This window comes from Sphingomonas sp. (assembly GCF_024508665.1).
Classification (GTDB): domain Bacteria; phylum Pseudomonadota; class Alphaproteobacteria; order Sphingomonadales; family Sphingomonadaceae; genus Sphingomonas.
Window position 1 is genome coordinate 401,724 of the sequence record NZ_JANINP010000007.1, and the last position, 22,919, is coordinate 424,642.

Consider the following 22,919-nt stretch of genomic DNA (forward strand, 5'->3'; position numbering starts at 1 on the left):
CGCGATTGAATGCGAAACGATCGTAGCGCGGCGTACGTCGCCGATCCACGCCCGAATGGCGCTTTGGGGTTGAGGCGCGTAGCGCTGGCGGCCATGGTCGGTCGATGCGCTACAAGTTCGCCGCAATTGCAACGTCCGTCGCCTTCCTGCTCGCCGGCTGCGTCCCGCCGCCGGCGCCCCCGCCGGTCGTACGGCCCGCGCCGCCGCCCGTCGTGCAACCGAGCCCGCCGCCGGTTGTCACGCCGCCGCTTGCCGCCGACTGGAACCAATGGCCGTTCACGCCGGGCGACTGGGCCTATCGCAAGGACGGGGTGGGCTCGATCGCCTTGTTCGGACCGGTCGGCGCCGATGCACTGCTCACCCTGCGCTGCGATCGCACGCGCGGGTCGCTGTATCTGTCGGTACAGGGAGCCGGCGACGCCGCGACGATCCGCACGACGACCCTGACGCGCGCGATCCCGCTGCGCGCGACCGGCGGCGATGCCGGCTATGTCGCCAGCCAGTTCGCGCCGAGCGACGCGATGCTCGATGCGATGGCGTTCAGCCGAGGGCGCTTCGTGGTCGACCGCGCCGGCACGGCTCCGTTAGTCGTGCCGCCTTATGCCGAAATAGGTCGGGTGATCGAGGATTGTCGGGGATAAGTTTGTTGCCTCGCGCGTTTTTGGCGTGAGGAGATGTCGGATGATCCGCAAGCTCAAATCGGGCGAATACCGGCTTTATTCGCGCAAGGTCGACCCCAAGACGCACAAGCGCCGCAACCTCGGCACGTTCGACACGCGCGAAGGTGCCGAGAAGCACGAGCGCGAAGTGCAATATTTCAAGCGGCATTGAGCGATGGCGGCCGCACACAAATGGTCGCTGGACGTGACCGAGCATTCTGACGCGCTAGACCTCGAAAAGGATGTCTTCACGCGCGATGACCCAAGAGCGATCGCGCTTTCGCTCAAGCGCTCCGCCGAACATAGCCATCGCCGTAAAGGCACGCCTTTCCAGTCGGCGATGTCGATGCTGACCTTCTATATCAATCGCGCGGGCGAGGACCTGCCGGCGAAACAGAAAAAGGTGCTGGAAAAGGCAAAAGAAGAGCTCCGCGCCGCATTCGGGCGCTGACAAGCAACAGGCGAAAGAGAATCGTCGATTTTACCGAACATTACAAGACTTGAATTACGCACTCGTACGATTCACATTGAGGTCGTGGCCAGTGTTGGTCACGGTGTTTCAACAAGCGAAAGGAGGTGATCCGATGTCTCATGGTTCAGCAATGGGGTCGGTTCAGTTCGTTCGGGGGACGCACCGCTAAGTCCGCCGATCCTTTGCGGGGGGTATCCTCCCTCAATCAACGCTTAGGATCACAGGAATAGCGGTCCGCATGGTCCTCCGGGCTGGAGCTTCCGGCCGCTGACCATGTTAGGAGGTTGCCGGGGATGGGAGTCCCCGGCAGCCTCTTTTCATTTTTGCATCGCGCGCGCCTCGGTCAGGCGATCTCGTACGCTTCCGCGTCGAAGCGTCTCATCATCCGCGCGAATTCGGCGGTATTGCCGGCCCAGTTGTTGGGCATCACTCCGCTGTCGGTCTTGTACCAGCTGCCGCAGCCAGCGGCCCAGGAGGTCGTCGCCAGACGCGCCTGCAACGTCCGGTTATAGGCCTGTTGCGCTTCGGGCCTGATCGCGATCCGGCGGGCTTGGCCGCGCGCCACTTTGAGAATCGCGGGTAGCGCATATTCCATCTGGCGTTCGACCATGAAGATGATCGAATTGTGCCCGAGATTGGTGTTGGGGCCGTACAGCAGGAACAAATTGGGGAAGCCTGCGACGGTGGTGCCGCGATAGGCACTGGCGCCGTTCGCCCATGCTTGGGCCAGGCTCCCGTCCGGCCCATTAATGGCGATCGGCGCGACGAAGCCGTGCGTTTCGAACCCCGTCGCCCAGATTATCGTGTCGAGCTCGACCACCGCGCCGTCGGCAAGCCGCACGCCGCCCGGTTCGATCCGGTCGATCGCGCGTGTCTCGAGCGTGACGTTGTCGCGCACGAGCGCCGGATAATAATCGTCGGACACGAGCGTGCGCTTGCAGCCGATCGGGAAATCGGGAGTCAGCGCCTGGCGCAGCGCGGGGTCGGCAATGGTCGCGGCGAGATAATCGAGCGCCATCTTCTCCATCTCACGCGCCTTGGCGCCGCCCGGCTCGGCGATCGCCGGATGCGTCGCCTCCAGCCGCCGCCAGATCAGCGCGCGGAACGCCTTTCTCAGCAGCGGCACGCTCGCGAACAGCCGCTTCATCGCCGGGGAGATCGGCGCATCCATGCGCGGGATGATCCAATGCGGCGATCGCTGGAACACGGTGAGATGTCCGGCTTCCCGGGCGACTTCGGGCACGGCCTGGATCGCGCTGGCGCCGGTGCCGATCACGCCGACGCGCTTGCCGGCGACAGGTGCGTCGGCGTGCCAGCGCGCGGTGTGGATTTGCGTGCCGGCAAAGCTCTCGCGGCCGGGCAAATCGGGCGTGCGCGGGCGATTGAGCTGGCCGGTCGCCACGATCAGCGCAGGGGCGCGCCAGCGATTGCCGTCGGCCGACGTGACCGTCCAGCGCGCATTTGCCTCGTCCCAATCGGCGCTCGTCACCTCGACGCCGAGGCAGAGATGCGGCCGGAGGCGGAATTGGTTCGCCTGGTCGCGGAAATATTCGAGGATCTCTGGCTGCCGCGCGAACAGCCGCGACCAATGCGGGTTGCCCGCGAAACTATAGCTGTAGAGATGGCTGGGGACGTCGCAACCCGACCCCGGATAGCAATTGTCGAGCCAGGTCCCGCCGACCTCCAGGCTCTTTTCGAGCACGACGAAATCGACCCCGGCCTGCTTCATGCGAATCGCTGCGAGTAGGCCCGACATGCCGGCACCGACGATGATCACCTGAGTTTCGAGCGGAGCCGTCATGAGGATACCATAACGCGCGCATCCCGCTTGTCGAAGGGGAGGAGTTGGACGATGAAGGCGAACCATAAAAGGGGATCGCCATGCGCCGCTTCGCCGCTCTCATCCTGCTCGCGACACCGTTACCCGCGATCGCTCAGGGCACCTCCGCGCAGCATTCCGTTACGGAGGTCTCGATCGACCAGTTGCGATCGCGCATGGACAAGGGGCAGGACAGCAGCGTCGACATCACGCGCGCCTATCTCGATCGCATCGCCGCGATGGACCGCAAGGGACCGACGTTGCGCGCGGTCATCGCGGTCAACCCCGATGCGCTCGCCCAAGCCAAAGCCAGCGACGCGCGGCGCAAGGCGAAGAAGCTGCTCGGGCCGCTCGACGGCATTCCGATCCTGATCAAGGACAATATCGAAACCAAGGACCCGGTCCCGACCACCGCGGGCAGCCTGGCGCTCAAGGACAATCTCACCAATCGCGACGCGCCGGTCGTCGCGCTGCTGCGTGCGCAAGGCGCGGTCATCCTGGGCAAGACCAACCTCAGCGAATGGGCGAACATCCGGTCGACCAAGGCGATGAGCGGGTGGAGTGGGATCGGCGGCCTGGTGCGCAATCCCTACGGGCTCGATCGCACCGCCTGCGGTTCGTCGAGTGGGACGGGCGCCGCGGTGGCGGCGAGTTTCGCGGCGGCGGGACTGGGGACGGAGACCGACGGCTCGGTGGTCTGTCCCTCGTCGATCAACGGACTGGCCGGGCTCAAGCCGACGCTCGGACTCGTCAGCCGCACCTATGTCGTGCCGATCAGCCATAGCCAGGACACACCGGGACCGATGGCGCGTAGCGTTCGCGACGTCGCGACCCTGTTCTCGGCGATGGTCGGCAGCGACCCGGCCGACCCGGCGACCAGGGACGCGGGCAAATACCGCAAGGACTTTGCGGCCGGCCTGGCCGGCGCGTCGCTCAAGGGCGTCCGGATCGCGGTTTATCGCCCCGATATGTCTCCGCTGACCGCCGCGCGCTTCGATCAGGCGCTGGCGGTACTCAGAGCGCAGGGAGCGGTGCTCGTCGATGTGCAGCGACCCAAGACCGACGGCATGGGCGATGCCGAATTCGACGTGCTCAAGTTCGAGCTGAAGACCGATCTCGATAAATATCTCGCCTCGACGCCGCCCAGCGTGAAGACGCGGACTATCGACGACGTGATCGCATTCGATACCGCCAATGCCGATGCCGAAATGCCCTATTTCGCGCAGGAGATTTTCGACATGGCTGCGAAGTCCAAGGGGACGGGCGAGCCGAGCTATCAGGCGCAGCGCGACAAGTCGCTGAGCCTCGCCAAAGGCGCGATCGACGGCATGCTCAAACAGGCCGATGCGACGATCCTCGTCCAGCCGACTTATGGCCCTGCCTGGCTGAGCGATCCGATCTATGGCGATCAATATAACGGGCCGAGCTCGTCCGAACTGCCGGCGATTTCGGGCTATCCCAATCTGACCGTGCCGATGGGGTTGGTGCGCGGTTTGCCGACCGGGCTGTCGTTCATCGGCCCGGCCTATAGCGACGGCAAGCTGCTCGAGGCGGGGTACGTCTACGAGCAGGCGTCGAAGGCGCGCGTCGCGCCCACCTACGCGCCGACGGCTGATGCGGGGGCCGGAGTGGAGGGCAAGCCTTAGGACCCTAGCCCTGCCGCTCTTCGAGCAACTCCTCGCGCACCTTGACCGCCAGCAGCGAGGTGCGGACCTCAACGATGAAGCTGACCAGCGCCGCGATCAACAGCAGCATCGCCGTCGTGAAGGTGAGGGCTACGATCGTCGCGATGTGCAGCCCGATCAGGTCGCCCACGAACAATTGGGCGACCACCAGGCAGGTCATCACCGCACTCGACACCGCCAGGAACAGCCCGAAATTGATCACCCGGATGCGGCGGTCGAGGATGCGCAGTTCCGAGACGAAGCGATCGCGGTCCGGCCCGCTGGATAGGGGATGGAGTTTCTCCAGGTCGCGCACGCGGTCAACCACGCGCGCCATCCGGCCGACAAGAACGTTGAGCAAGGCGCCGATACCGGTGAGCATGAACACCGGCGACAGCGAGAGCTGGATGGTCTGGGCGATCGTCGAGACGGTATTGGCCTGCATCGCCGGACATCATGGCGGCCCTTCGGCGTTTAGGAAAGCGGAAGGAGACGGACCATGCTCACCTACACGGTCGATGAGTCGACGGGCGTGATCGATCTGATCGTCGATGGCGCGATCACGCGGGCCGATTACGAAGCGCTCATTCCGATGCTGGACGCGCAGATCGGCAAACACGGCAAACTTCGTGTGATCGAGACGGTTCGCCAATTGGGGCCGATCGATCCGTCTCTGTGGTGGGAGGATCTGAAATGGGTCGTCCAACACCGCAAGGCGATCGGGCGTGCCGCGGTGGTGACCGACCATGGCTGGATCGGCCCGATCACCCGCGCGGCGGGCGCGTTGCTTTCGGGCGAGATGCGCGTGTTTCCGGAAAGCCAGGCCGATACCGCCCGCGCCTGGGTTCGCGAGGGCTAAGCATCCCATTAAAACGGCTTGGTAACAGCTCGCCCGTATAGCCGGCGATCATGACCAAGCCGATGTTGCTCAGCGAGTTCACGCGCCTCCCTCCGGCGATGCGCGCCGCCGCGTTCGACGGATTGTCGGCGTTGATCGACGTGGTGGCGGAAGCTGCGGGCGAGAGGCATCGGTTCCTCCGCTATCAATGGTTCGCCGCCGCGATCGCCGCTTATGGCGGCCGGGCGCGGACGCTGATCGTCGAGCGCGACGGCTACCCGGTCATCGCCCTGCCTCTCGCGGGATTCGGGCCGGAAGCGGCGAGGCTCGCCGCCATCCCCGGCTGCTATTGGCCCTTTCGCGGCTTTCCGGCCTGCGCCGACGCCTCGGACGAAGCCTTTGACATCCTGGTCGATCGGCTGGGACAAGAGGTCAACGGGCTGCGCGTCGGGCCATCCTATGACGGCGATCCGGCAGTGGGCCGTCTGATCGCGGCGGCCAGGCGCCGGGGCTGGATGGTACTCGATCGCTTCGTGGCCGATTCCTATCTGCTCGACATGGCCGCCGCGCAAAGCCAGGGTTCCTGGCCGCGCGCGTCGACGCTCAAGAAGAACCGATTCCACGAAAAGCATCTGGCCGAGCATGGCGCGCTCGACTGGCGCTTCTTGAGCGGCGGCGATCTCGCGGCCGGCGGCTTCGATCAGCTCGCGGCGATCGAACAGAAGAGCTGGATCGCGGCACGCACCGACGGCAGCGACGCAAAGTTCACGCGCAAGGGACATGGCGCGTTCTGGCGCCAGGCCGCCGCCGATCCTGTGATCGCCGAGATGATGTCGGCCGCGTTGTTGACGGTCGATGGGGCCCCCGCCGCCTTTTCGTTCGACCTCGACCTGGGCTCGTTCAAATATGCCATCGCCAACAGCTACGACCCGGCCTTTGCCAAACATTCGCCGGGCAGGCTGCTTTACTATCGCAATCTCGTCCGAGCGCTCGAGAAGGGGATGACCCAGGTCGATTGGGGCGCGGGCGATAGCGGTTATAAGAGCGCGATCGGCGCCGAACCCGGACCGGCGATCCGCGATTGGCTGCTGCTGCGCCCCGGGACGCCGTCGATGCTCGGCCACGTGCTGAAGGGGATGTGGCGGCGAAGCGGGCAGGCGCCCGACCAGCCGACCAAGCGAGCTCACGCCGACGGCTAGTCGCTGTCGTCGTCTCGCGACGAAAGGCCGAGCGAGAACCCCTTTGCCTCCGCGGCATCGAGCGCGGCGCGCACGGCTTCGGTGATCGCCTTGCGCGTGACGCCGGAGCCGGCGTGCAGCTTCAGGGTCAAGCTATTCTTGTTGGCGTTCGCGCTCATCGCCAGCCGACCGGTCGGGCCGCGCAGCTCGGCAGGATGTTCGGACGCCGGGCTCGACGCTTCGTTCAACTGGCGCAGGACTTCCGCGGCGGTATAGGGCGGCAGTCCGTCCGCACGCCGCGCCATCTGCGCACGGGCGATCTGGATCGCGGTCGCCATGATGACCGGACCGGCGGGTCCGTCGAGCTTTTGCGCCAGCGTATAGGCCGGCTTGAGGTGCAGATCGCTCGGCGAGCCGAATGCGGCGAGCAGTTGATCGGGCAATGCCGAGACCCGGATCATCTTGGACAGCCAGGATTTGGACAGCGCCAGCCGCTCGGCCATCCGCGTCAAATGGCCGTCATAATGGTCGTGGAGCGCGGCCGCGTAATTGCGCGCGCGTTCGATGTCGGAGACGTCCTTGCGCGCCCGGTTCTCCAGGTCGGCAAGGCGGAAGGCGGCTTCGTCGTCGAGGATTTCGACCTGGATCAGGAAGCGCAGCGACGGCATGCTGGTCGCGCGCAAATGCGAAACCGCGTAATGGCGCCGGGTGCCGGCGATCACTTCATATTCGTACAGCGCATCATCGAATACCGGGCGGACGATCGCGGCGACCTTCTGCATCCCTTCGGTCGCGATCGACTGGATCAGGTCGCGGCAATTGTCGGGGTCCAGGTCCTCATAGATGCGGGCATTACCCGGCCAGATGCGGACGCGGGCCGGATCGACCAGGAATTGCATCGCTTCATACGCCCATTCGTCGCGGCGCGGTTCAACCGGCGGTGGCGCCTCTGTCGATCGAACGGGCGCCGGCTCAGCATTGGGGGCGGGGGATATGGACGCCTTCCCTTCCGCCTCGGCGCGTGCGCGGTTGAACAGGCTGGCAAAACTGGGCTTGTCGCGACGCTCGGTCATTGCGGACGACGATAAGCCGGGAGAGGGCGGGACGGTAGCGGGAAATGCACCGCCTTCATCGCGGTCGCTCTATTCCGCCATGTAGGCGGCAAAACGATCGGCCCAATCGGGATGCCAGCGCGACAAGGCCGGGCGATTGTCGATCACGTCGCCCATCGCCCAGGCCATGCGCTTCTCGTCCATGGCGCGTGTCACGTCATTGTCCGGGCACAGAATGTAGAAATCGCCCGCGGCGATCCGCTGCATCATGAAATCGGCTACTTGCTCGGACGACCAGGCGCCGGCCGGCTTTTCGGCCGCGCCGGTCATGCCGGTGTAGGTGAAGCCCGGGATCAGCAGATGAGCGGTGATGCGGTCGCCCACCTGCTCGCGCAGCGAATGCGCCAAGCCTTCGGTCAGCGCCTTCACGCCCGATTTGCTGACATTATAGGCCGTGTTGCCCGGCGGTTGGGTGATGCCTTGTTTCGACCCGGTGTTGACCACCAGCGCCGGCCTCTCTGCCGCGATCATCGCCGGGACGAACGCTTGCACGCCGTGGAGCACGCCCATCAGATTGACGCCGATCACGCGGTCCCAGATGTCGGGACTCGACAGCGCGTCGGCGCCGCCGTGGATGCCGGCATTGTTCATCAGCACCGAGACTGGGCCGAAGCGTTGATGGACTTCCGCCGCCAGCCGCTCCACGGCCGCACGGTCGGACACGTCGACGACGAACGCCACGGCATCGCCGCCGATCGCCGCTGCCGCATCCTCGACCTTGGCAGCCGCATCGACCAGGACGACACGCATGCCCGCCGCGGCGAAGCGCCGCGCCGCTGCCAGCCCTATCCCGCTTGCAGCGCCGGTAATCACCGCCAGCTTGCCCGCGCCGATCACGTTCCCGAGGTCGTTCATCGTCAATCCCTTCGTCGGCTAGCGGGCGTCAGCGCCGGACGTAACGAAAATACCAGACCTCGTGTCCCTGGCGCCGCGCCTTGCGCTCGTAACGCGTTTCCGGCCAGTCATCGGGGCGGGTGAGGAAATCGTGTGGCGTCCGCGCGGTCCACTCGAAGTCGCGGCGGCGGTTCATCACCATCATCGACCAGCGACAATAGGTGGGATCGTCGGTGCCGAGACGAAATTCATGGCCGGGCTTGAGCTTGGCGGCGATCAGGTCGAGCGGCCCGTCATTGACCATGCGGCGCTTGGCGTGCCGCGCCTTCGGCCAGGGATCGGGGTGGAGCAGATAGACACGGTCGAGGCTGGCATCGGGTAGTCGCTCGAGCACTTCCAGTGCGTCGCCCATGTGCAGGCGGACATTCTCCAACCCGCGATCGCGGATATGGCCGAGCGCGCCGACCACGCCATTGAGGAATGGCTCGCAGCCGATAAATCCGTGATCGCGCCGCGCCGCCGCCTGACCGGCGAGATGCTCGCCGGCACCGAAGCCGATCTCGAGCTCGAGGGGGCGATCGTGACCAAACAGGGTCCGCGCGTCGAGCGGACCGGTTTCCGGCACTTCGACGGCGGGCAGCAGTTCTTCGACCAGAGCCGATTGGCCCTGGCGCAATTTATGTCCCTGGCGCCGGCCGTAGAGGCGCCGGATAGTCGTCGGATCGTTCATCGTGCGACCGCCTATAGCGAGATGTCGGGAAAGCCAATCGCGAGGGAGCAACGAAGAAGGGCCGGGGATCGCTCCCCGGCCCTTGCTTGTTCGGTCGATCGGATCAGGATCAGGCCAAGGCGGCCTTGAGGTCGTCGACCAGGTCGGTGCGTTCCCACGGGAAGAAGTCGCCTTCGGGCTTGCGGCCGAAGTGACCATAAGCTGCGGTGCGCGCATAGATCGGCTTGTTGAGGCCGAGATGCGTGCGGATGCCGCGCGGGGTCAGGCCGCCCAGCTTTTCGATCTTGCCGATCGCTTCCTCGATCTTGGCGTCGTCGACCGTGCCGGTGCCGTGCGTATCGACATAGAGCGACAGCGGCTTCGACACGCCGATCGCGTACGCCAGCTGGATCGTGCAGCGCTTGGCGAGCCCGGCCGCGACGATGTTCTTGGCGAGGTAACGCGTGATATACGCCGCCGAGCGGTCGACCTTCGTCGGATCCTTGCCGGAGAAGGCGCCGCCGCCATGGGGGGCCGCGCCGCCGTACGTATCGACGATGATCTTGCGCCCGGTCAGCCCGGCGTCGCCGTCGGGCCCGCCGATCTCGAAGCTGCCGGTCGGATTGATGTGATAGACGGTCTCGCCGCCAAGCAGGTTGGCCGGCAGGATATCGGCGACCACCGACTTCACGTAATTGTGGAGTTCGGCTTCCTTCTCGCCCTCATCATAACCCTTGCCATGCTGGGTCGAGACGACGATCGCGGTTGCCGCGACCGGCTTGCCGTTCTCGAAGCGCAGCGTGACCTGGCTCTTGGTGTCGGGCTCGAGGAACGGCGCCTTGCCCGAATGGCGGTCGGCGGCCATCCGTTCGAGGATCTTGTGGCTGTAGTCGAGCGTCGCCGGCATCAGATCGGGCGTCTCGTCGCAAGCGAAGCCGAACATGATGCCCTGATCGCCGGCACCCTCATCCTTGTTGCCGCTGGCGTCCACACCCTGCGCGATATGCGCCGACTGCGGATGCAGGTTGTTCTCGAACCTGAGCGTTTCCCAGTGGAAGCCGTCCTGCTCGTAACCGATCTTGCGGACGGTTTCGCGGACGGTCTTTTCGACCTCTTCCTCGACGCCCGGGGCCCAATTGCCGTCGGTATCCATGATGCCCTTGCCGCGGATTTCGCCGGCAAGGACGACCAGTTGCGTGGTGGTCAGCGTTTCGCACGCAATGCGCGCTTCGGGATCTTTCGACAGGAACAGGTCGACGATCGCATCGGAAATCTGGTCGGAAACCTTGTCGGGATGGCCTTCGGAAACCGATTCGGACGTGAAGAGATAATTGGAACGCATTGAGTTTCCCTCTGGGGTTGGGCGGAAAGCCGGGCCGTTGCCATGCCCATATAAAGCTTTCCTTATATGACGACCGGCGTCCTAGCGGGCGAGCCGTCGGATGGCAATCGCGCAAATCAGCAGAATCGCCGAGACGATCAGCGCCATCCAATTGCCTACGCGAGAGAAGAGGGTGGGCGAACCGCGCAGGACGGGTCCTTCGATCGCGCCGGCCTCGCCCATCGGAATGCTCTGCCGGACACTGCCGTCGGGGCCGATGATCGCGGAGATGCCGGTTGGCGTCGCGCGGACGACCGACAGCCCTTCCTCGATCGCGCGCAACCGCGCCTGGGCGAGATGCGCGGGCGGGCCGAGTGTGCCGAACCAGGCATCGTTCGAGGGGTTGAAGATGAAGTCAGGGCGATGGGCCGGGTCGACGACTTGCCCTGAGAAGATCACTTCGTAGCAGATTAGCATGCCGACCTTGCCGAAGCCGGGGATGGCCATGGTGCGAGGGCCGGGACCCGGAATGAAATCGACATCTCCCGGGACGAGCCGCGACAAACCGATCGCTTCCAGCACCGGGCGCATCGGCAGATATTCGCCATAGGGGACCAGATGCGCCTTGTCGTAGCGGCCGTGCAGCTTGGCGTCGGCGCCGATCACCGCGATCGAATTGGTCGCGGCGGTCATATTCTCGGTGCGCTTATCGAAATACATGCCCTGCGTGCCCGTCAGGATCGCGTCATGGTCGCCGAGCAGCGATGCCATGCGAATCCGCGCGGTCTGGGCGCTGCCCATCATGTCGTAGACATAGCGCGGATAACCGTCCTCGACGGGAAAGCGGATCGCGCCTTCGGGCCACAGGATCAGGCGAGGATGGTCGGGGTTGGGTCTTCCGGACAGGCGCGCGAGTGCCTGGAAATTGGCTTCGGCATAATCGTCTGTGGGCCTCGCTTCTTCCGGTAGGTTCGGCTGCACGATCCTCACGATCGGCGCGCCCGCGGTCGACGCCGGACGGACCCGAGAGGCGGGGAACCAGAGCAACGGGGTGACCAGCAGAGCAACGATCAGCGGCAACCGCCAGCGGCGATGCGCGAGCAGCATCAGCGCACCCGCGACGACGACGGTAAGGCCCGACAACGCGTACGTCCCGACGAATTGCGCTGCCGAGGCGACGACCAGATGCGGAATCCAGATGACCGCCAGCGGATCCCAGGGGTAGCCGGTGAACAATGTGCCGCGCAGATACTCGGTGACGGTCCAGGCAGCACCGGCGACGAGCACGAACGCCGCGTCAGGGCGGGGGGCGGGGTCACCCGAGGCACCCTTGCTGCCGAGCCGCCACGCGGTGCCGGCTGCCAGCATCGGGAAGATCGCGAGATAGGCGGCGAGCAGGACGACGGCGATATAGCCGAGTTGCGGCGGCATCTTGTCCTGGAACTCGAACGGTTGCTGGATCCACAGATTGGCGACGGTCATGTGGCCGAGCCCGAACAGCCAGCCGATCCCCAGCGCCCGGCGCAGCGACCCGGCTTCGTGGACGAGAAATAGCCAAAGCGCGAAACCGGCGATCGTCAACTGCCATGAGTCCCAGGGCGCAAACCCCAGCGCGGCGTTCGCGCCGAGCGCGAGCGGGAGAAGTCGACGTAACCAGATCACGATGCGCGTGCCGCCCAATCCACAAATCGTCATGCCGGGCTCGTCCCGGCATCCACCGCGCAGCAAGCGCAGCGCCCGGTGCGTATGCGGAACGGTGGTCCCCGGAACAAGTCCGGGGTGACGTTTGGGCCGCCGGACGGTAGCAGGACAAGATGCTGAGACCATTCCATCTCGCCTTTCCGGTCCATGACCTCGACGCCGCGCGCTCCTTCTATGGCGATACGCTGGGTTGCCCCGAAGGCCGCAGCGCCGATTCCTGGATCGACTTCGACCTGTTCGGGCACCAGATCGTCGCGCATCTCGATCCCGCGGCGAAGGCCGTGGCGGTGTCCAACCCCGTGGATGGTCACGACGTGCCCGTCCCGCATTTCGGGGTCGTGCTGACGATGGACGATTGGCGCGCGCTCGCCGATCGCGTGAAGGCGGCCGGTGTCGCGTTCGGTATCGAGCCCCATATCCGCTTCGTCGGCCAGCCCGGCGAGCAGGCGACGATGTTCTTCCTCGATCCCTCGGGGAACGCGCTGGAGTTCAAGGCGTTCGCCGACGACGCGCAATTGTTCGCGACATGATTCCGGCAAGAGTCTTCAAGCTATGAGCGATCCGATTACCGTCGAGGTGCCGCACAAGCTTGGGCTGGCCGAGGCGCGGCGGCGAGTCGATGCCGGGATCGGCAAATTGTCGGGCTGGTTTCCCGGTGGCGCCGAGGTCGAGCATCATTGGACTGCCGACGTGCTCCACTTCACCGTTGCGGCGATGGGCCAGCGCGTCGCCTCCAGCCTGGACGTTCGCGATGACCGCGTAATCGCGACGGTCGATCTGCCGCCATTCCTGGCGTTGTTCGCCGACCGCATCCGCGCCAAGCTCGCCAAGGAAGCGCCCAAATTGCTCGAATAGCTGGTATCCGGCACGGTTTGAGCAAAGCCCACGCCGTTCGACGCGTCAGGCTGTTTGTACTTCGATCACCCCGGCCCGCAGCAGCGCATCCGCGGTGCGGGAAAATTCGGTGAGCAAAGTCTCCAGCAGCGGCTCGAGCGCGCGGGACTGGATGTTGCCGATCGATACCGTCACGCCGCCGCGGGGGTCCTCGATCAACAAACCCGACTCGACCATCTGCGCGACGTGCCGGCGCACTGTTTCCCTGGCCAGCCCGGTCGCGGCGGCGATCGCGCTGCGCGACATCGGCACCACCCATTCGCGCGGCAATATCGCGGTCCCCGTGTATTCGCGGGGCACGCTGCGTTCGCGCATCAGCTTCTGGATGTTGCCGACCGATACCGTGCAATAGATCAGCACGGAGGTGGGACTTTCGCCGTCATGCTCGGTGAAAGTTCGGTGCATCGACAGGAACAGATTGGTCAACGCGAACATGGCCGTGCGCCAGTGATCGCTCATGCCCTCGGGAACCGTCGCGACGCGGTCGCCAGCAGCCATATGACTCACTCCCGTCCCCGCAACGACCCATTTTGGGCAGTTGAGGTGCAATCGTCAACGCATGAATCGAACAAGTTGGTGTAAAGCAACGAAATCGAGGGAAAAGATGCGCGTCGACGCGTGGTCCCTTCGGTGTCGTACGGGTGTGCGGGCTGCGCGGTCGGGGGGCCGGTTGCAGCCCGCCCCTTACAACCCTAGCGAGACGCCTTCGGAGTGGCCGCCGGGCCTGGCGCCGGCGCGGGTGCCGGAACCGGTGTTGCCGAGCTCACGCGCCAGATGACGTTGCCGACATCGTCCGCCACCAGCAGCGAACCGGTGGCGTCGAACGTCACGCCGACCGGACGACCGCGCGCCTGGCCCTTGGCATCCAGGAATCCCGTCAGCACGTCGACCGCTTTCGCTCCCTTGGCGGGAAAGCCGTTGTCGCCGAACGGCACATAGATGACACGATAGCCGGAGACCGGCAGCCGGTTCCACGAGCCATGCTCGCCGATAAAGGCACCGTCGCCGAATTGCGGGCCCAGCCGCGCCTCGTCGGCGAACGCCAGCCCCAGCGCAGCCACATGCGGTCCCAAGGCGTAATCGGGACGCTTCACATATTCCTGCAGTCCGGGATTTTGCGGCTTCACGCGATGATCGGGATAGCCGCCCCAATAGAACCACGGCCAGCCGAAATTGTCGCCGGCTTCGACCGCGCTCAAATAATCGGGTGGCGTGTCCGAGCCGAGCATGTCGCGCTCATTGACCACCGTCCACAAGGCCTTGGTCTTGGGCTCGAGAGCCAGGCCATTGGGGTTGCGCGTGCCCGCGGCATAGACGCGGAAGGTCTTGGTATCGGGGAAGACCTGAAGGATGTTGGCGCGGAATTTCTCCGCGTCCAGGCCGTTGTCGGCGATGTTGGTCGACGATCCGACCGCGAGGTACAGCGACTTGCCATCTTCGGCGACGATGACGTTGCGCGCCCAATGGTTGCCGCCACCGGGATATTTGATCACCGTCTCCGGCTTGGCGTCGATCCTGGTCTGACCGGGAGTGAAGGGGTAGCGCACCAGCGCATCGGTATTGGCTACATAGAGATACGGACCGAGCAAAGCCATGCCATAGGGCGAATTGAGCCCGGTCAGGAACGTTTGCTTGACCTCGGCCACGCCGTCCCCATTCGCGTCGCGCAACAAGGTGATGCGGTTGGCGGAGGGCACCCCGGCACCGCCCTTGTTCAACAAATAGGTCATCACCCGGCCGGCGATGCCGCCGCCCTGGCGTGGCGGTGAATTGGTCTCGGCGACCAGCACGTCGCCATTGGGCAAGCGGTAGAGCCAGCGCGGATGGTCGAGCCCTGAGGCGAAGGCGTTGACCTTGAGCCCGGCGGCCGCCGTCGGCATCTCTCCCTGCTTCCATCCCACCGCGTCGGCGACCTTGATCGTCGGCCAGATCTGCGCCCGGGCAGGGGTGATGTCGGGCCGGCTGCCGCTCACCGCCGCGACGCTGAGCCGGGCCTCGTCGGGCTGGGCAAAATAGAGATAGAGGCCGCCCACCAGGATGAGGACGAGGGCAAGACCGATCAGGATTCGCTGGCGCATGACGGCAGGATAATGACGGCAGGGGGCGGGGGCAATGTTATCCCATCGCGTGTCGGGACAGGTACCCCGGCGACACAAGCGCTCCTTGGGCGCCGACAAGCAGAGCTGTATTTCCCATCAAAATACTATGAATTAGAAAGATGCCGTCCGCTCCCTGGACACAAACTGCGGCCCGGCCGTCCCCTAGCAGCCGGGCCGCTTCCCTTGTTTGAACAGTGGTGGCGTTGTGATGGTGGCTCGACATTTGATCGACGATGTGTCGGCGGAATTCATCCAGAGCGCCGTTGACGATTTGCGAGCTGCGCGGCTCGTGTCACGCGCGCGCCGCCAACCGCCGGCCGTGCGGTTTCCTTCACCCGAAGCGCTGACTCAGGCGGTCCGCGATCTGTCTGCGGCTCTGTACCCGCGCCGTCTCGGTGGCTTTCGCGGCGAAGCGGAGCAGGAGGACTCCTTCGTAATCGCGCGTCTGGCTCATGGGCTCGATCTTCTGCGGCAGGAAATCGATGCCGAGATCGCCTATTGGCAGATGGAAAGCGCCGCGCCGTTCGACGACGACCACGCCTCCACGCTCATCCGGCATTTCGCCGCGACCTTGGCCGACATCCGGGCATCGATCGACAGCGATATCGATGCCGCCTTTATCGGCGATCCCGCCGCGCGCAGCGTGGACGAGATTCTGGTGAGCTACCCCGGGGCGATCGCAACGCTGCACCACCGAATCGCGCACGAGCTTCACAAATTGGGCGCGGCAATCGTTGCGCGGTCGATTTCCGAACTCGCCAACGCGCGGACCGGCATCGACATCCACCCCGGCGCCACGATCGGCCCGCGCTTCTTCATCGACCATGGCACAGGCGTGGTGATCGGTGAGACCGCCATCATCGGATCGAATGTCCGGCTCTATCAACATGTCACATTGGGTGCGCGCAGCCCGTTATGGGATGCGAGCACGGGGCCGCGCGAACGCTACGCCCGTCACCCGATCGTCGAGGACGATGTCGTTATATATGCCGGCGCGACCATTCTCGGCCGTGTTACGATCGGCCGAGGCTCGACGATCGGCGGCAATGTCTGGCTGCTCGACGACGTCCCGCCCGAATGCGTGGTCGTTCAACCTGGCGCCATCCGCCTACGCAACGCGGAAGCGGATGCACTCGGGGACGCGCTGGCCCGCACTCGGTCTCCGGTGCGGAGGATGGCATCGTGAGCGCGCGGACCAGGTTCTCTTTTGGGGCGCAAGTGCTGATCGGCATGGCCTCCGGCCTCGCGCTCGGGGTATTGGCGCGCTGGCTGGGCAGTACGGCGATCGGTGAAACGGCGCATACGGTCGGCCAGATATTCGTTCAATTGCTCAAGGCGCTGGTGCCGCCATTGGTGTTCACCGCGATTGTCGCCTCGGTCGCGGCGCTGCGCACGCTGGAAAACGCCGCCGCGCTGGTTTCCCGCACCTTGTTGTGGTTCGCGATCACGGCACTGATCGCGGTCGCGATCGGCATATTTCTCGGGCTGGCGATCCAGCCGGGACTGCACGCCTCGGTCGCCGCCGGCGCTGCCAAGGCGCCCGGCACGACCGGATCCTGGCTCGATTTCCTCAAAGGACTGGTTCCGGCCAATGCGCTGGGGCTGGGCGCATCGACGACGGTGACCGATGGCGTCGCCTCGACGGCGGTGTCGTTCAACGTGCTGCAGGTGATCGTCGCTGCGCTTGCGGTCGGCGCGGCCGCGGTCCGGATCGGCGAGCCGGGCGAGGCTTTCCTGGCGTTCAACGCTTCGGCACTGGCGATCTTCCGTCGGTTGCTGCGCTGGGTAATCGCGCTCACGCCGATCGGCAGCGCGGCGCTGATCGCCGATGCGCTGGTCCGCTATGGCTGGGATGCACTGTCGTCGCTCGGCGCGTTCGCGATCGCGGTCTATACCGGTCTCGCGATCGTTCTGCTGCTGGTCTATCCTGCGATCCTGATCGCCAACGGTCTCAATCCGCTACGGTTTTTCGCCGGCGCCTGGCCCGCGATCCAGCTCGGTTTCCTGTCGCGCTCGTCGGTCGGCACCTTGCCGGTGACCGAGGAAGTGACGGAGCGTCGGCTGGGCGTCCCGCAAGCTTATGCCGCCTTCGCGGTGCCGCTTGGGGCGACCACCAAGATGGACGGATGCGCGGCAATCTATCCCGCGGTCTCGGCGATCTTCGTGGCGCAATTCTACGGCATTCCGCTGCACCTTGGCGATTACGGCTTGATCGCCTTTGTCTCGGTGATCGGATCGGCAGCGACCGCCGGGCTCACTGGTGCGACGGTAATGCTGACGCTGACTCTCTCGACCCTGGGCCTGCCGCTCGAGGGCGCGGGGCTGTTGCTGGCAATCGATCCGATCCTCGACATGGGCCGCACCGCGGTCAACGTAGCGGGTCAGGCATTGGTGCCGACGATCGTGGCGAAGCGCGCGGGAATATTGGACGAGACAGTCTATCGGCATTCGCCCTTGGCCATCGGGGCCGAGGCGGTCGCCTAGAGCCTACCTCCCGAAAAACAATAGCCGCCGGCGCCAAGGGGGAGGGGGCACCGGCGGCTCTATCCGTCCAGCCGTGGGCCAGACGGGACCGTTAAAGCTCAAGCGAGGTCGTAGCGATCCGCGTTCATCACCTTGGTCCAGGCCTTGACGAAATCGTCGACGAACTGGTCGCCGGCATCCGCCGAGGCATAGACTTCGGACAGAGCACGCAGCTCCGAATTGGAGCCGAACACCAGGTCGGTGCGCGTGCCGGTCCATTTCTGCTCGCCGGTGTCGCGGTCGGTGCCGACAAACTCCTCGTCCGCCGTCTCGTCGACCTGCTTCCAGGCAGTACGCATGTCGAGCAGGTTGACGAAGAAGTCGTTGGTCAATTCGCCCGGACGGTCGGTGAACACGCCGTGTTTCGAGCCGTTATGATTGGCACCGATCACCCGCAGGCCGCCGACCAGCACGGTCATTTCCGGCGCCGAAAGACCGAGCAATTGGGCGCGGTCGATCAGCAATTCCTCGGTCGGCACGTTGAACTTGACCTGCAGATAATTGCGGAAACCGTCCGCGCGCGGTTCTAGGACCGCAAAGCCCTCGACATCGGTCTGCTCGGCGCTGGCATCGCCGCGGCCGCCGGTGAACGGTACCGTGACGTTGCGGCCGGCTGCCTTCGCTGCCTGTTCCACACCGACATTGCCGCCCAGCACGATCAGGTCGGCGACGCTGACCTTGGCCGCGCCGCCGAAATCGGCCTGGATGCCCTCATAGACCTTGAGCACCTTGGCGAGTTCGGCCGGTTCGTTGACTTCCCAGTCCTTTTGCGGCGCTAGGCGGATGCGCCCGCCATTGGCGCCGCCGCGATGGTCCGAACCGCGATAGGTCGCGGCCGACGCCCAGGCGGTCTTGACCAGCTGCGCGACCGAGAGACCGGAATTCGCGATCTTGCCCTTGAGCGTCGCGACGTCGCTGTCGCTCAGCTTGGGACCCGCGGGAATCGGATCCTGCCAGATCAGATCTTCGGCCGGCACGTCGGGGCCGAGGTAGCGTGCCTTGGGCCCCATGTCGCGATGGCACAATTTGAACCACGCCCGTGCGAACGTATCGGCGAAATAGGCCGGGTCCGCGCGGAACTTCTCCATCGCCTTGCGGTATTCGGGGTCCATCTTCAGCGCCATGTCGGCGGTGGTCATCATGGTCGGCACCTTGACGCCGGGCGTGTGCGCCTTGGGCGCAAGCGTTTCGGGCGGGTCGCCGACCGGATGCCATTGTTTCGCGCCGGCCGGGCTGCGCGTCAGCTCGTAATCGTGATCGAGCAGCATATCGAAATAGAGCATGGTCCATTCGGTCGGTTTCGGCGTCCACGACCCCTCAATACCCGAGGTGATGGTGTGGTCACCGATGCCGCTCTCATGCCCCGACTGCCAGCCGAAACCCTGCTGCGCGATGTCGGCGCCTTCCGGAGCGGCGCCGACCAGGCTCGCATCGCCCGCGCCATGCGCCTTGCCGAACGTATGACCCCCGGCGGTCAGCGCCGCGGTCTCTTCGTCGTTCATGCCCATGCGGTGGAAGGTTTCGCGAATGTCGCGCGCCGACTTCAGAGGGTCGGGCACGCCGCCCGGGCCTTCCGGATTGACGTAGATCAGACCCATCTGGATCGCGGCGAGCGGGCTTTCCAGCGCGCGGCCTTCCTCGTCATCGATCCGGGTCTTGCTGTTGGCGCTGCCGACCCATTCCTCTTCGGTGCCCCAATAGATGTCGCGCTCGGGCTCCCACACGTCCGCGCGTCCGCCGCCGAAGCCGAAGACCGGTCCGCCCATCGATTCGATCGCGACGTTGCCGGCCAGGATCATCAGGTCCGCCCAGCTGAGCTTGCGGCCATATTTCTGCTTGATCGGCCACAGCAGGCGGCGCGCCTTGTCGAGATTGCCGTTGTCAGGCCAAGAATTGAGCGGGGCGAAACGCTGTTGACCGGCATTGGCGCCGCCGCGGCCGTCGCCGGTGCGATACGTGCCCGCAGAATGCCAGGCCATGCGGATGAAGAACGGACCGTAATGCCCGTAATCGGCCGGCCACCAAGGCTGGCTGTCGGTCATCAGCGCGGTCAGGTCCCGCTTGACCGCGGCGAGGTCGAGCGACTTGAATTCCTTCGCGTAATCGAAGTCGTCGCCCATCGGATTGCCGCTGATCCCCTTCTGGCGAAGGATGTCGAGCGAGAGTTGATTGGGCCACCAGTCGCGGTTGGTTCGGCCGAGCAAGCTGCGCAGCGCCGCGGGTTCCTTGTTCGGATCGCTCAGCGGGCTACCTTCGGTTACAGCATCCATCTCGTTCTTCCTCTCGTTCGCGCCGGTGCAATTGGCGCTGGGACTGTATCGGATCGGGTGCGCAGCCGGATCGCGGCTCGCCCAAGGGTTGTGACTCGTGCGGCGGCGAGCCGCAATCATTTATGCGATGAGTTAATCTGATCTGAGCGAGCGGAAAAATCGATCAGTGAATTTCCGTTCTGGCCGAAGTGGATATCGGCGCCGATCGGGCCGACCAGCCTTGAACGCCGGGCGCGGGCGAGTAGAAGCACCGCCATGAAGCCCGTGATCTTCGGCCTGTCCGGCCTGACCCTCACCGACGACGAGCGCGCCTTCTACAAGGACGCCGACGCCGCCGGTTATATCTTGTTCAAGCGCAATATCGAGAATCGCGAGCAGGTCCGCGCCCTGACCGACAGTCTGCGGGAGCTGACCGGGCGCGACGAGTTGCCGATCCTGATCGATCAGGAAGGCGGTAAGGTGCAGCGGATGCAGCCGCCCGAATGGCCGCAATTCCCGGCCGGGCCCGATTTCGACAGGCTTTACGATGTCGCGCCGATGAGCGCGATCGAGGCGGCGCGGGTCAATGCCCAGGCGACCGCGTTGATGCTGGCCGAGGTCGGGGTGAACGTCGATTGCTGGCCCTTGCTCGACGTCAGCCAGCGCGACACGACCGAGGCGATCACCATCCGCGCGCTGGGCCATGAGCCGATGCGCGTCGGCGCCATGGGCAAGGCGATCATGGAGGGATTACGCGCGGGCGGCGTGGTAGGCGTGGTCAAGCATATGCCTGGCCATGGCCGCGCGGTGCTCGACACGCATCTCCATCTGCCGACGGTGACCGCGTCGGAAGACGAGTTGGAAATCGACCTCGAGCCGTTTCGTCGCCTGGCCGAGGCGCCGATGGGCATGACCAGCCACATCATCTTCCAGACCTGGGATCCCGAACGCCCCGCGACGATGTCGCCGATCGTCGTCGAGCAAGTGATCCGCGGCAAGATCGGCTTCGACGGGCTGCTGATGACCGACGATATCGACATGAAGGCATTGTCGGGGACCGCGGGGGAGAAGGCCGCGGGGGCGATCGCGGCCGGCTGCGACATCGTGCTCGATTGCTGGGGACGAATGGACGAGATGCAGGAGATCGCCACCCTGTTGAACGACATGCCCGCCAAGTCGCTCGAGCGGCTCGACCGCGCGATGGCGACGGTGCGGGGCGTCACACCGCAGGGTGACTTCGCGGAGCTGATCGCCAAGCGGGATGAATTGCTCGCGCTGGCGTGACGTCCAACAGCACGTCCCCGCGAAAGCGGGGAACCATCACGTCCGCTTACCCATCGGATGCGATTGGAGATGGGCCCCCGCTTTCGCCGGGCTGAGGGAGAGTTTGTCGGGCTGAGCTTATCCACAACACTCCACGCGGCCGCCTTTTCCCCTCGCAACGAACCTGTCTAAAAGCGACCCGATGGACGCCGCCGACGACACGCTGACGCTGGATATCGAGGGATGGGAAGGCCCGCTCGACCTCCTGCTCGCGCTCGCCCGGTCGCAAAAGGTCGATCTCAAGCAGATTTCGATCCTGCAATTGGTCGAACAATATCTCTCTTATATCGAGCATGCCCGGACGCTGAAGCTCGAGGTCGCGGCCGATTATCTCGTGATGGCGGCGTGGCTGGCCTATCTCAAATCGGCGTTGTTGCTGCCGCGCGATCCGGAGATCGAACCCAGTCCCGAGGAACTGGCGCTACGGCTGCAGATGCGGCTCGAGCGGCTCAATGCCATGCGCGACGCCGGCGCGCGGCTGCTGGCGCGCGACCGGATCGGCCGCGACGTCTTCCGCCGCGCCGCACCCGAGGGATTGCGCACGGTACGCAAGGCGCAATGGCAGGCCGAGATCTACGACCTGATCGCCGCCTACGGCCAGATCAATGCGCGCAATCGTCCGGTCTTCCATGTCGTTCATGACCGCTTGGTGATGACACTGGACGCCGCGCTCGAACGCGTATCGCGGTTGCTCGGCGAGCGGATCGAATGGGCGACGATCGAAAGTTTCCTGCCCGACAGCCTGGACGGCGCTTTCCGCAAATCGGCGCTGGCCTCCAGTTTCGTCGCGGCGCTCGAACTGGCGCGGATGGGCAAGGCCGAATTGCGCCAGAAATCGGCCTTCGCGCCGCTCTATCTCAAGGCCACCGGGCAGGGGATGGAAGCATGACGATCGATCCCGACGATCCCGTCCGCGCGGTCGAAGCAGTACTGTTCGCCGCCGAGGAACCGCTGACCATCGACATGATCCGTGCGCATGTCGGCGAGGAAATCGACGTTCGTCGGGCGTTGGATCGGATCGCCGAGGATTATGCCGGGCGCGGGATCGAACTGGTGCGGCGCGGGGATCGCTGGCATTTTCAGACCGCCGGAGATCTCGCGCATCTGTTGCGCCGCGACCGCGAGGAGCCGCGCAAACTGTCGCGTGCGGCGATCGAGACGCTCGCGATCACCGCCTATCACGAGCCGGTGACTCGCGCCGAGATCGAGGCGATTCGCGGCGTCCAGATCAGCAAGGGCACGCTCGACGTGCTGATGGAAGCGGGATGGGTACGCCCCGCCGGCCGCCGCGAGACGCCGGGGCGCCCGCTCACTTTTGCCACCACGCCCGAATTCCTGACGCATTTCGGTCTCGCCAGCCGCCGCGACTTGCCCGGCATCGACGATCTGCGCGCGGCCGGCCTGCTCGACCCGATCGATCTCGCCATGGCCGAACTATCGGTCGCGGGTGGGACCGATGAGGGCGGTGAGGAACAAGTGGAAAATGACGGCGATCGGGACTAGATAGCGTTTACGCCTTTGGGA

23 protein-coding genes are annotated in these 22,919 nt (G+C 65.3%); 13 read left to right on the forward strand and 10 right to left on the reverse strand.

The window, feature by feature from the left end; genetic code table 11:
• Nucleotides 1-104: 104 nt before the first annotated feature.
• The 3 genes from Q0L25_RS17155 to Q0L25_RS17165 are packed head-to-tail and all read left to right on the forward strand — an operon-like array spanning nt 105 to nt 1,110.
• Entirely contained in the window at nt 105-641 is a 537-nt protein-coding gene (locus Q0L25_RS17155; protein ID WP_296616382.1) for a hypothetical protein, read from the forward strand.
• Between the two features lie 40 nt (nt 642-681).
• Nucleotides 682-831, forward strand: a complete 150-nt coding sequence (locus Q0L25_RS17160) for a hypothetical protein (protein ID WP_157082174.1) — start codon at nt 682-684, stop codon at nt 829-831.
• A gap of 3 nt (nt 832-834) precedes the next feature.
• On the forward strand, nt 835-1,110 hold the full coding sequence (locus Q0L25_RS17165; protein WP_296616384.1) for a DUF3175 domain-containing protein: 276 nt from the start codon (nt 835-837) through the stop codon (nt 1,108-1,110).
• A 364-nt stretch (nt 1,111-1,474) separates the two neighbouring features.
• On the opposite strand, the gene Q0L25_RS17170 is transcribed toward Q0L25_RS17165, so the two are convergent.
• Entirely contained in the window at nt 1,475-2,932 is a 1,458-nt protein-coding gene (locus Q0L25_RS17170) for an NAD(P)/FAD-dependent oxidoreductase (RefSeq protein WP_296616385.1), read from the reverse strand.
• A gap of 80 nt (nt 2,933-3,012) precedes the next feature.
• Between Q0L25_RS17170 and Q0L25_RS17175 the strand changes: the two genes are divergently transcribed.
• Nucleotides 3,013-4,596, forward strand: coding sequence for an amidase (locus tag Q0L25_RS17175; protein WP_296616387.1), 1,584 nt, complete (start codon nt 3,013-3,015; stop codon nt 4,594-4,596).
• Nucleotides 4,597-4,600: 4 nt separating this feature from the next.
• Here Q0L25_RS17175 and Q0L25_RS17180 read toward each other — a convergent pair whose 3' ends face one another.
• Complete coding sequence (locus tag Q0L25_RS17180) at nt 4,601-5,059, reverse strand: DUF2721 domain-containing protein (protein WP_296616389.1); 459 nt, start codon at nt 5,057-5,059, stop codon at nt 4,601-4,603.
• Between the two features lie 54 nt (nt 5,060-5,113).
• On the opposite strand from Q0L25_RS17180, the gene Q0L25_RS17185 reads away from it, so the two are divergent.
• On the forward strand, nt 5,114-5,473 hold the full coding sequence (locus tag Q0L25_RS17185) for an STAS/SEC14 domain-containing protein (RefSeq protein WP_296616390.1): 360 nt from the start codon (nt 5,114-5,116) through the stop codon (nt 5,471-5,473).
• A 50-nt stretch (nt 5,474-5,523) separates the two neighbouring features.
• Entirely contained in the window at nt 5,524-6,651 is a 1,128-nt protein-coding gene (locus Q0L25_RS17190; protein WP_296616392.1) for a GNAT family N-acetyltransferase, read from the forward strand.
• Here Q0L25_RS17190 and Q0L25_RS17195 read toward each other — a convergent pair.
• The 5 genes from Q0L25_RS17195 to lnt all read right to left on the reverse strand — a co-directional run bounded on the left by Q0L25_RS17195 (nt 6,648) and on the right by lnt (nt 12,301).
• The gene (locus Q0L25_RS17195) at nt 6,648-7,703 is read right to left on the reverse strand and encodes a ParB/RepB/Spo0J family partition protein (protein ID WP_296616393.1); all 1,056 of its coding nucleotides are present in this window, start codon (nt 7,701-7,703) and stop codon (nt 6,648-6,650) included. The two genes, Q0L25_RS17190 and Q0L25_RS17195, sit on opposite strands and share 4 nt — an antisense overlap.
• A gap of 69 nt (nt 7,704-7,772) precedes the next feature.
• On the reverse strand, nt 7,773-8,597 hold the full coding sequence (locus tag Q0L25_RS17200) for an SDR family NAD(P)-dependent oxidoreductase (RefSeq protein WP_296616395.1): 825 nt from the start codon (nt 8,595-8,597) through the stop codon (nt 7,773-7,775).
• 28 nt (nt 8,598-8,625) lie between these two features.
• Nucleotides 8,626-9,306, reverse strand: coding sequence for a tRNA (guanosine(46)-N(7))-methyltransferase TrmB (locus Q0L25_RS17205; protein WP_296616397.1), 681 nt, complete (start codon nt 9,304-9,306; stop codon nt 8,626-8,628).
• Between the two features lie 109 nt (nt 9,307-9,415).
• Nucleotides 9,416-10,627 carry a methionine adenosyltransferase gene (gene metK / locus Q0L25_RS17210; RefSeq protein WP_296616399.1) on the reverse strand — a complete coding sequence of 404 codons (1,212 nt, stop codon included), beginning with the start codon at nt 10,625-10,627 and terminating at the stop codon, nt 9,416-9,418.
• Nucleotides 10,628-10,708: 81 nt separating this feature from the next.
• Nucleotides 10,709-12,301, reverse strand: a complete 1,593-nt coding sequence (lnt, locus tag Q0L25_RS17215; RefSeq protein ID WP_296616401.1) for an apolipoprotein N-acyltransferase — start codon at nt 12,299-12,301, stop codon at nt 10,709-10,711.
• A gap of 119 nt (nt 12,302-12,420) precedes the next feature.
• On the opposite strand from lnt, the gene Q0L25_RS17220 reads away from it, so the two are divergent.
• The gene (locus Q0L25_RS17220) at nt 12,421-12,837 is read left to right on the forward strand and encodes a VOC family protein (protein WP_296616403.1); all 417 of its coding nucleotides are present in this window, start codon (nt 12,421-12,423) and stop codon (nt 12,835-12,837) included.
• A 22-nt stretch (nt 12,838-12,859) separates the two neighbouring features.
• Nucleotides 12,860-13,162 carry a polyhydroxyalkanoic acid system family protein gene (locus Q0L25_RS17225; protein ID WP_296616405.1) on the forward strand — a complete coding sequence of 101 codons (303 nt, stop codon included), beginning with the start codon at nt 12,860-12,862 and terminating at the stop codon, nt 13,160-13,162.
• 45 nt (nt 13,163-13,207) lie between these two features.
• On the opposite strand, the gene Q0L25_RS17230 is transcribed toward Q0L25_RS17225, so the two are convergent.
• Nucleotides 13,208-13,699, reverse strand: a complete 492-nt coding sequence (locus Q0L25_RS17230) for a helix-turn-helix domain-containing protein (protein ID WP_296616407.1) — start codon at nt 13,697-13,699, stop codon at nt 13,208-13,210.
• Between the two features lie 194 nt (nt 13,700-13,893).
• Complete coding sequence (locus Q0L25_RS17235; RefSeq protein WP_296616409.1) at nt 13,894-15,279, reverse strand: sorbosone dehydrogenase family protein; 1,386 nt, start codon at nt 15,277-15,279, stop codon at nt 13,894-13,896.
• A 244-nt stretch (nt 15,280-15,523) separates the two neighbouring features.
• Here Q0L25_RS17235 and epsC point away from each other — a divergent pair, with 244 nt between their 5' ends.
• Both epsC and Q0L25_RS17245 read left to right on the forward strand, forming a co-directional pair.
• Nucleotides 15,524-16,486, forward strand: a complete 963-nt coding sequence (gene epsC, locus Q0L25_RS17240; RefSeq protein ID WP_296616411.1) for a serine O-acetyltransferase EpsC — start codon at nt 15,524-15,526, stop codon at nt 16,484-16,486.
• The gene (locus tag Q0L25_RS17245; protein ID WP_296616413.1) at nt 16,483-17,784 is read left to right on the forward strand and encodes a dicarboxylate/amino acid:cation symporter; all 1,302 of its coding nucleotides are present in this window, start codon (nt 16,483-16,485) and stop codon (nt 17,782-17,784) included. The genes epsC and Q0L25_RS17245 overlap by 4 nt, the downstream gene beginning before the upstream one ends.
• A 98-nt stretch (nt 17,785-17,882) precedes the next feature.
• On the opposite strand, the gene katG is transcribed toward Q0L25_RS17245, so the two are convergent.
• On the reverse strand, nt 17,883-20,093 hold the full coding sequence (gene katG, locus Q0L25_RS17250) for a catalase/peroxidase HPI (protein ID WP_296616415.1): 2,211 nt from the start codon (nt 20,091-20,093) through the stop codon (nt 17,883-17,885).
• Nucleotides 20,094-20,348: 255 nt separating this feature from the next.
• On the opposite strand from katG, the gene Q0L25_RS17255 reads away from it, so the two are divergent.
• From Q0L25_RS17255 to scpB, 3 genes are all read left to right on the forward strand, one after another.
• Entirely contained in the window at nt 20,349-21,356 is a 1,008-nt protein-coding gene (locus Q0L25_RS17255; RefSeq protein ID WP_296616418.1) for a glycoside hydrolase family 3 N-terminal domain-containing protein, read from the forward strand.
• Nucleotides 21,357-21,537: 181 nt separating this feature from the next.
• Nucleotides 21,538-22,284, forward strand: a complete 747-nt coding sequence (locus Q0L25_RS17260) for a ScpA family protein (protein ID WP_296616420.1) — start codon at nt 21,538-21,540, stop codon at nt 22,282-22,284.
• A complete protein-coding gene (scpB, locus tag Q0L25_RS17265; protein ID WP_296616422.1) occupies nt 22,281-22,898 on the forward strand; it encodes an SMC-Scp complex subunit ScpB in 618 nt (205 codons plus the stop codon). Before Q0L25_RS17260 ends, scpB begins: the two co-directional genes overlap by 4 nt.
• The last annotated feature ends 21 nt before the right edge of the window (nt 22,899-22,919 follow it).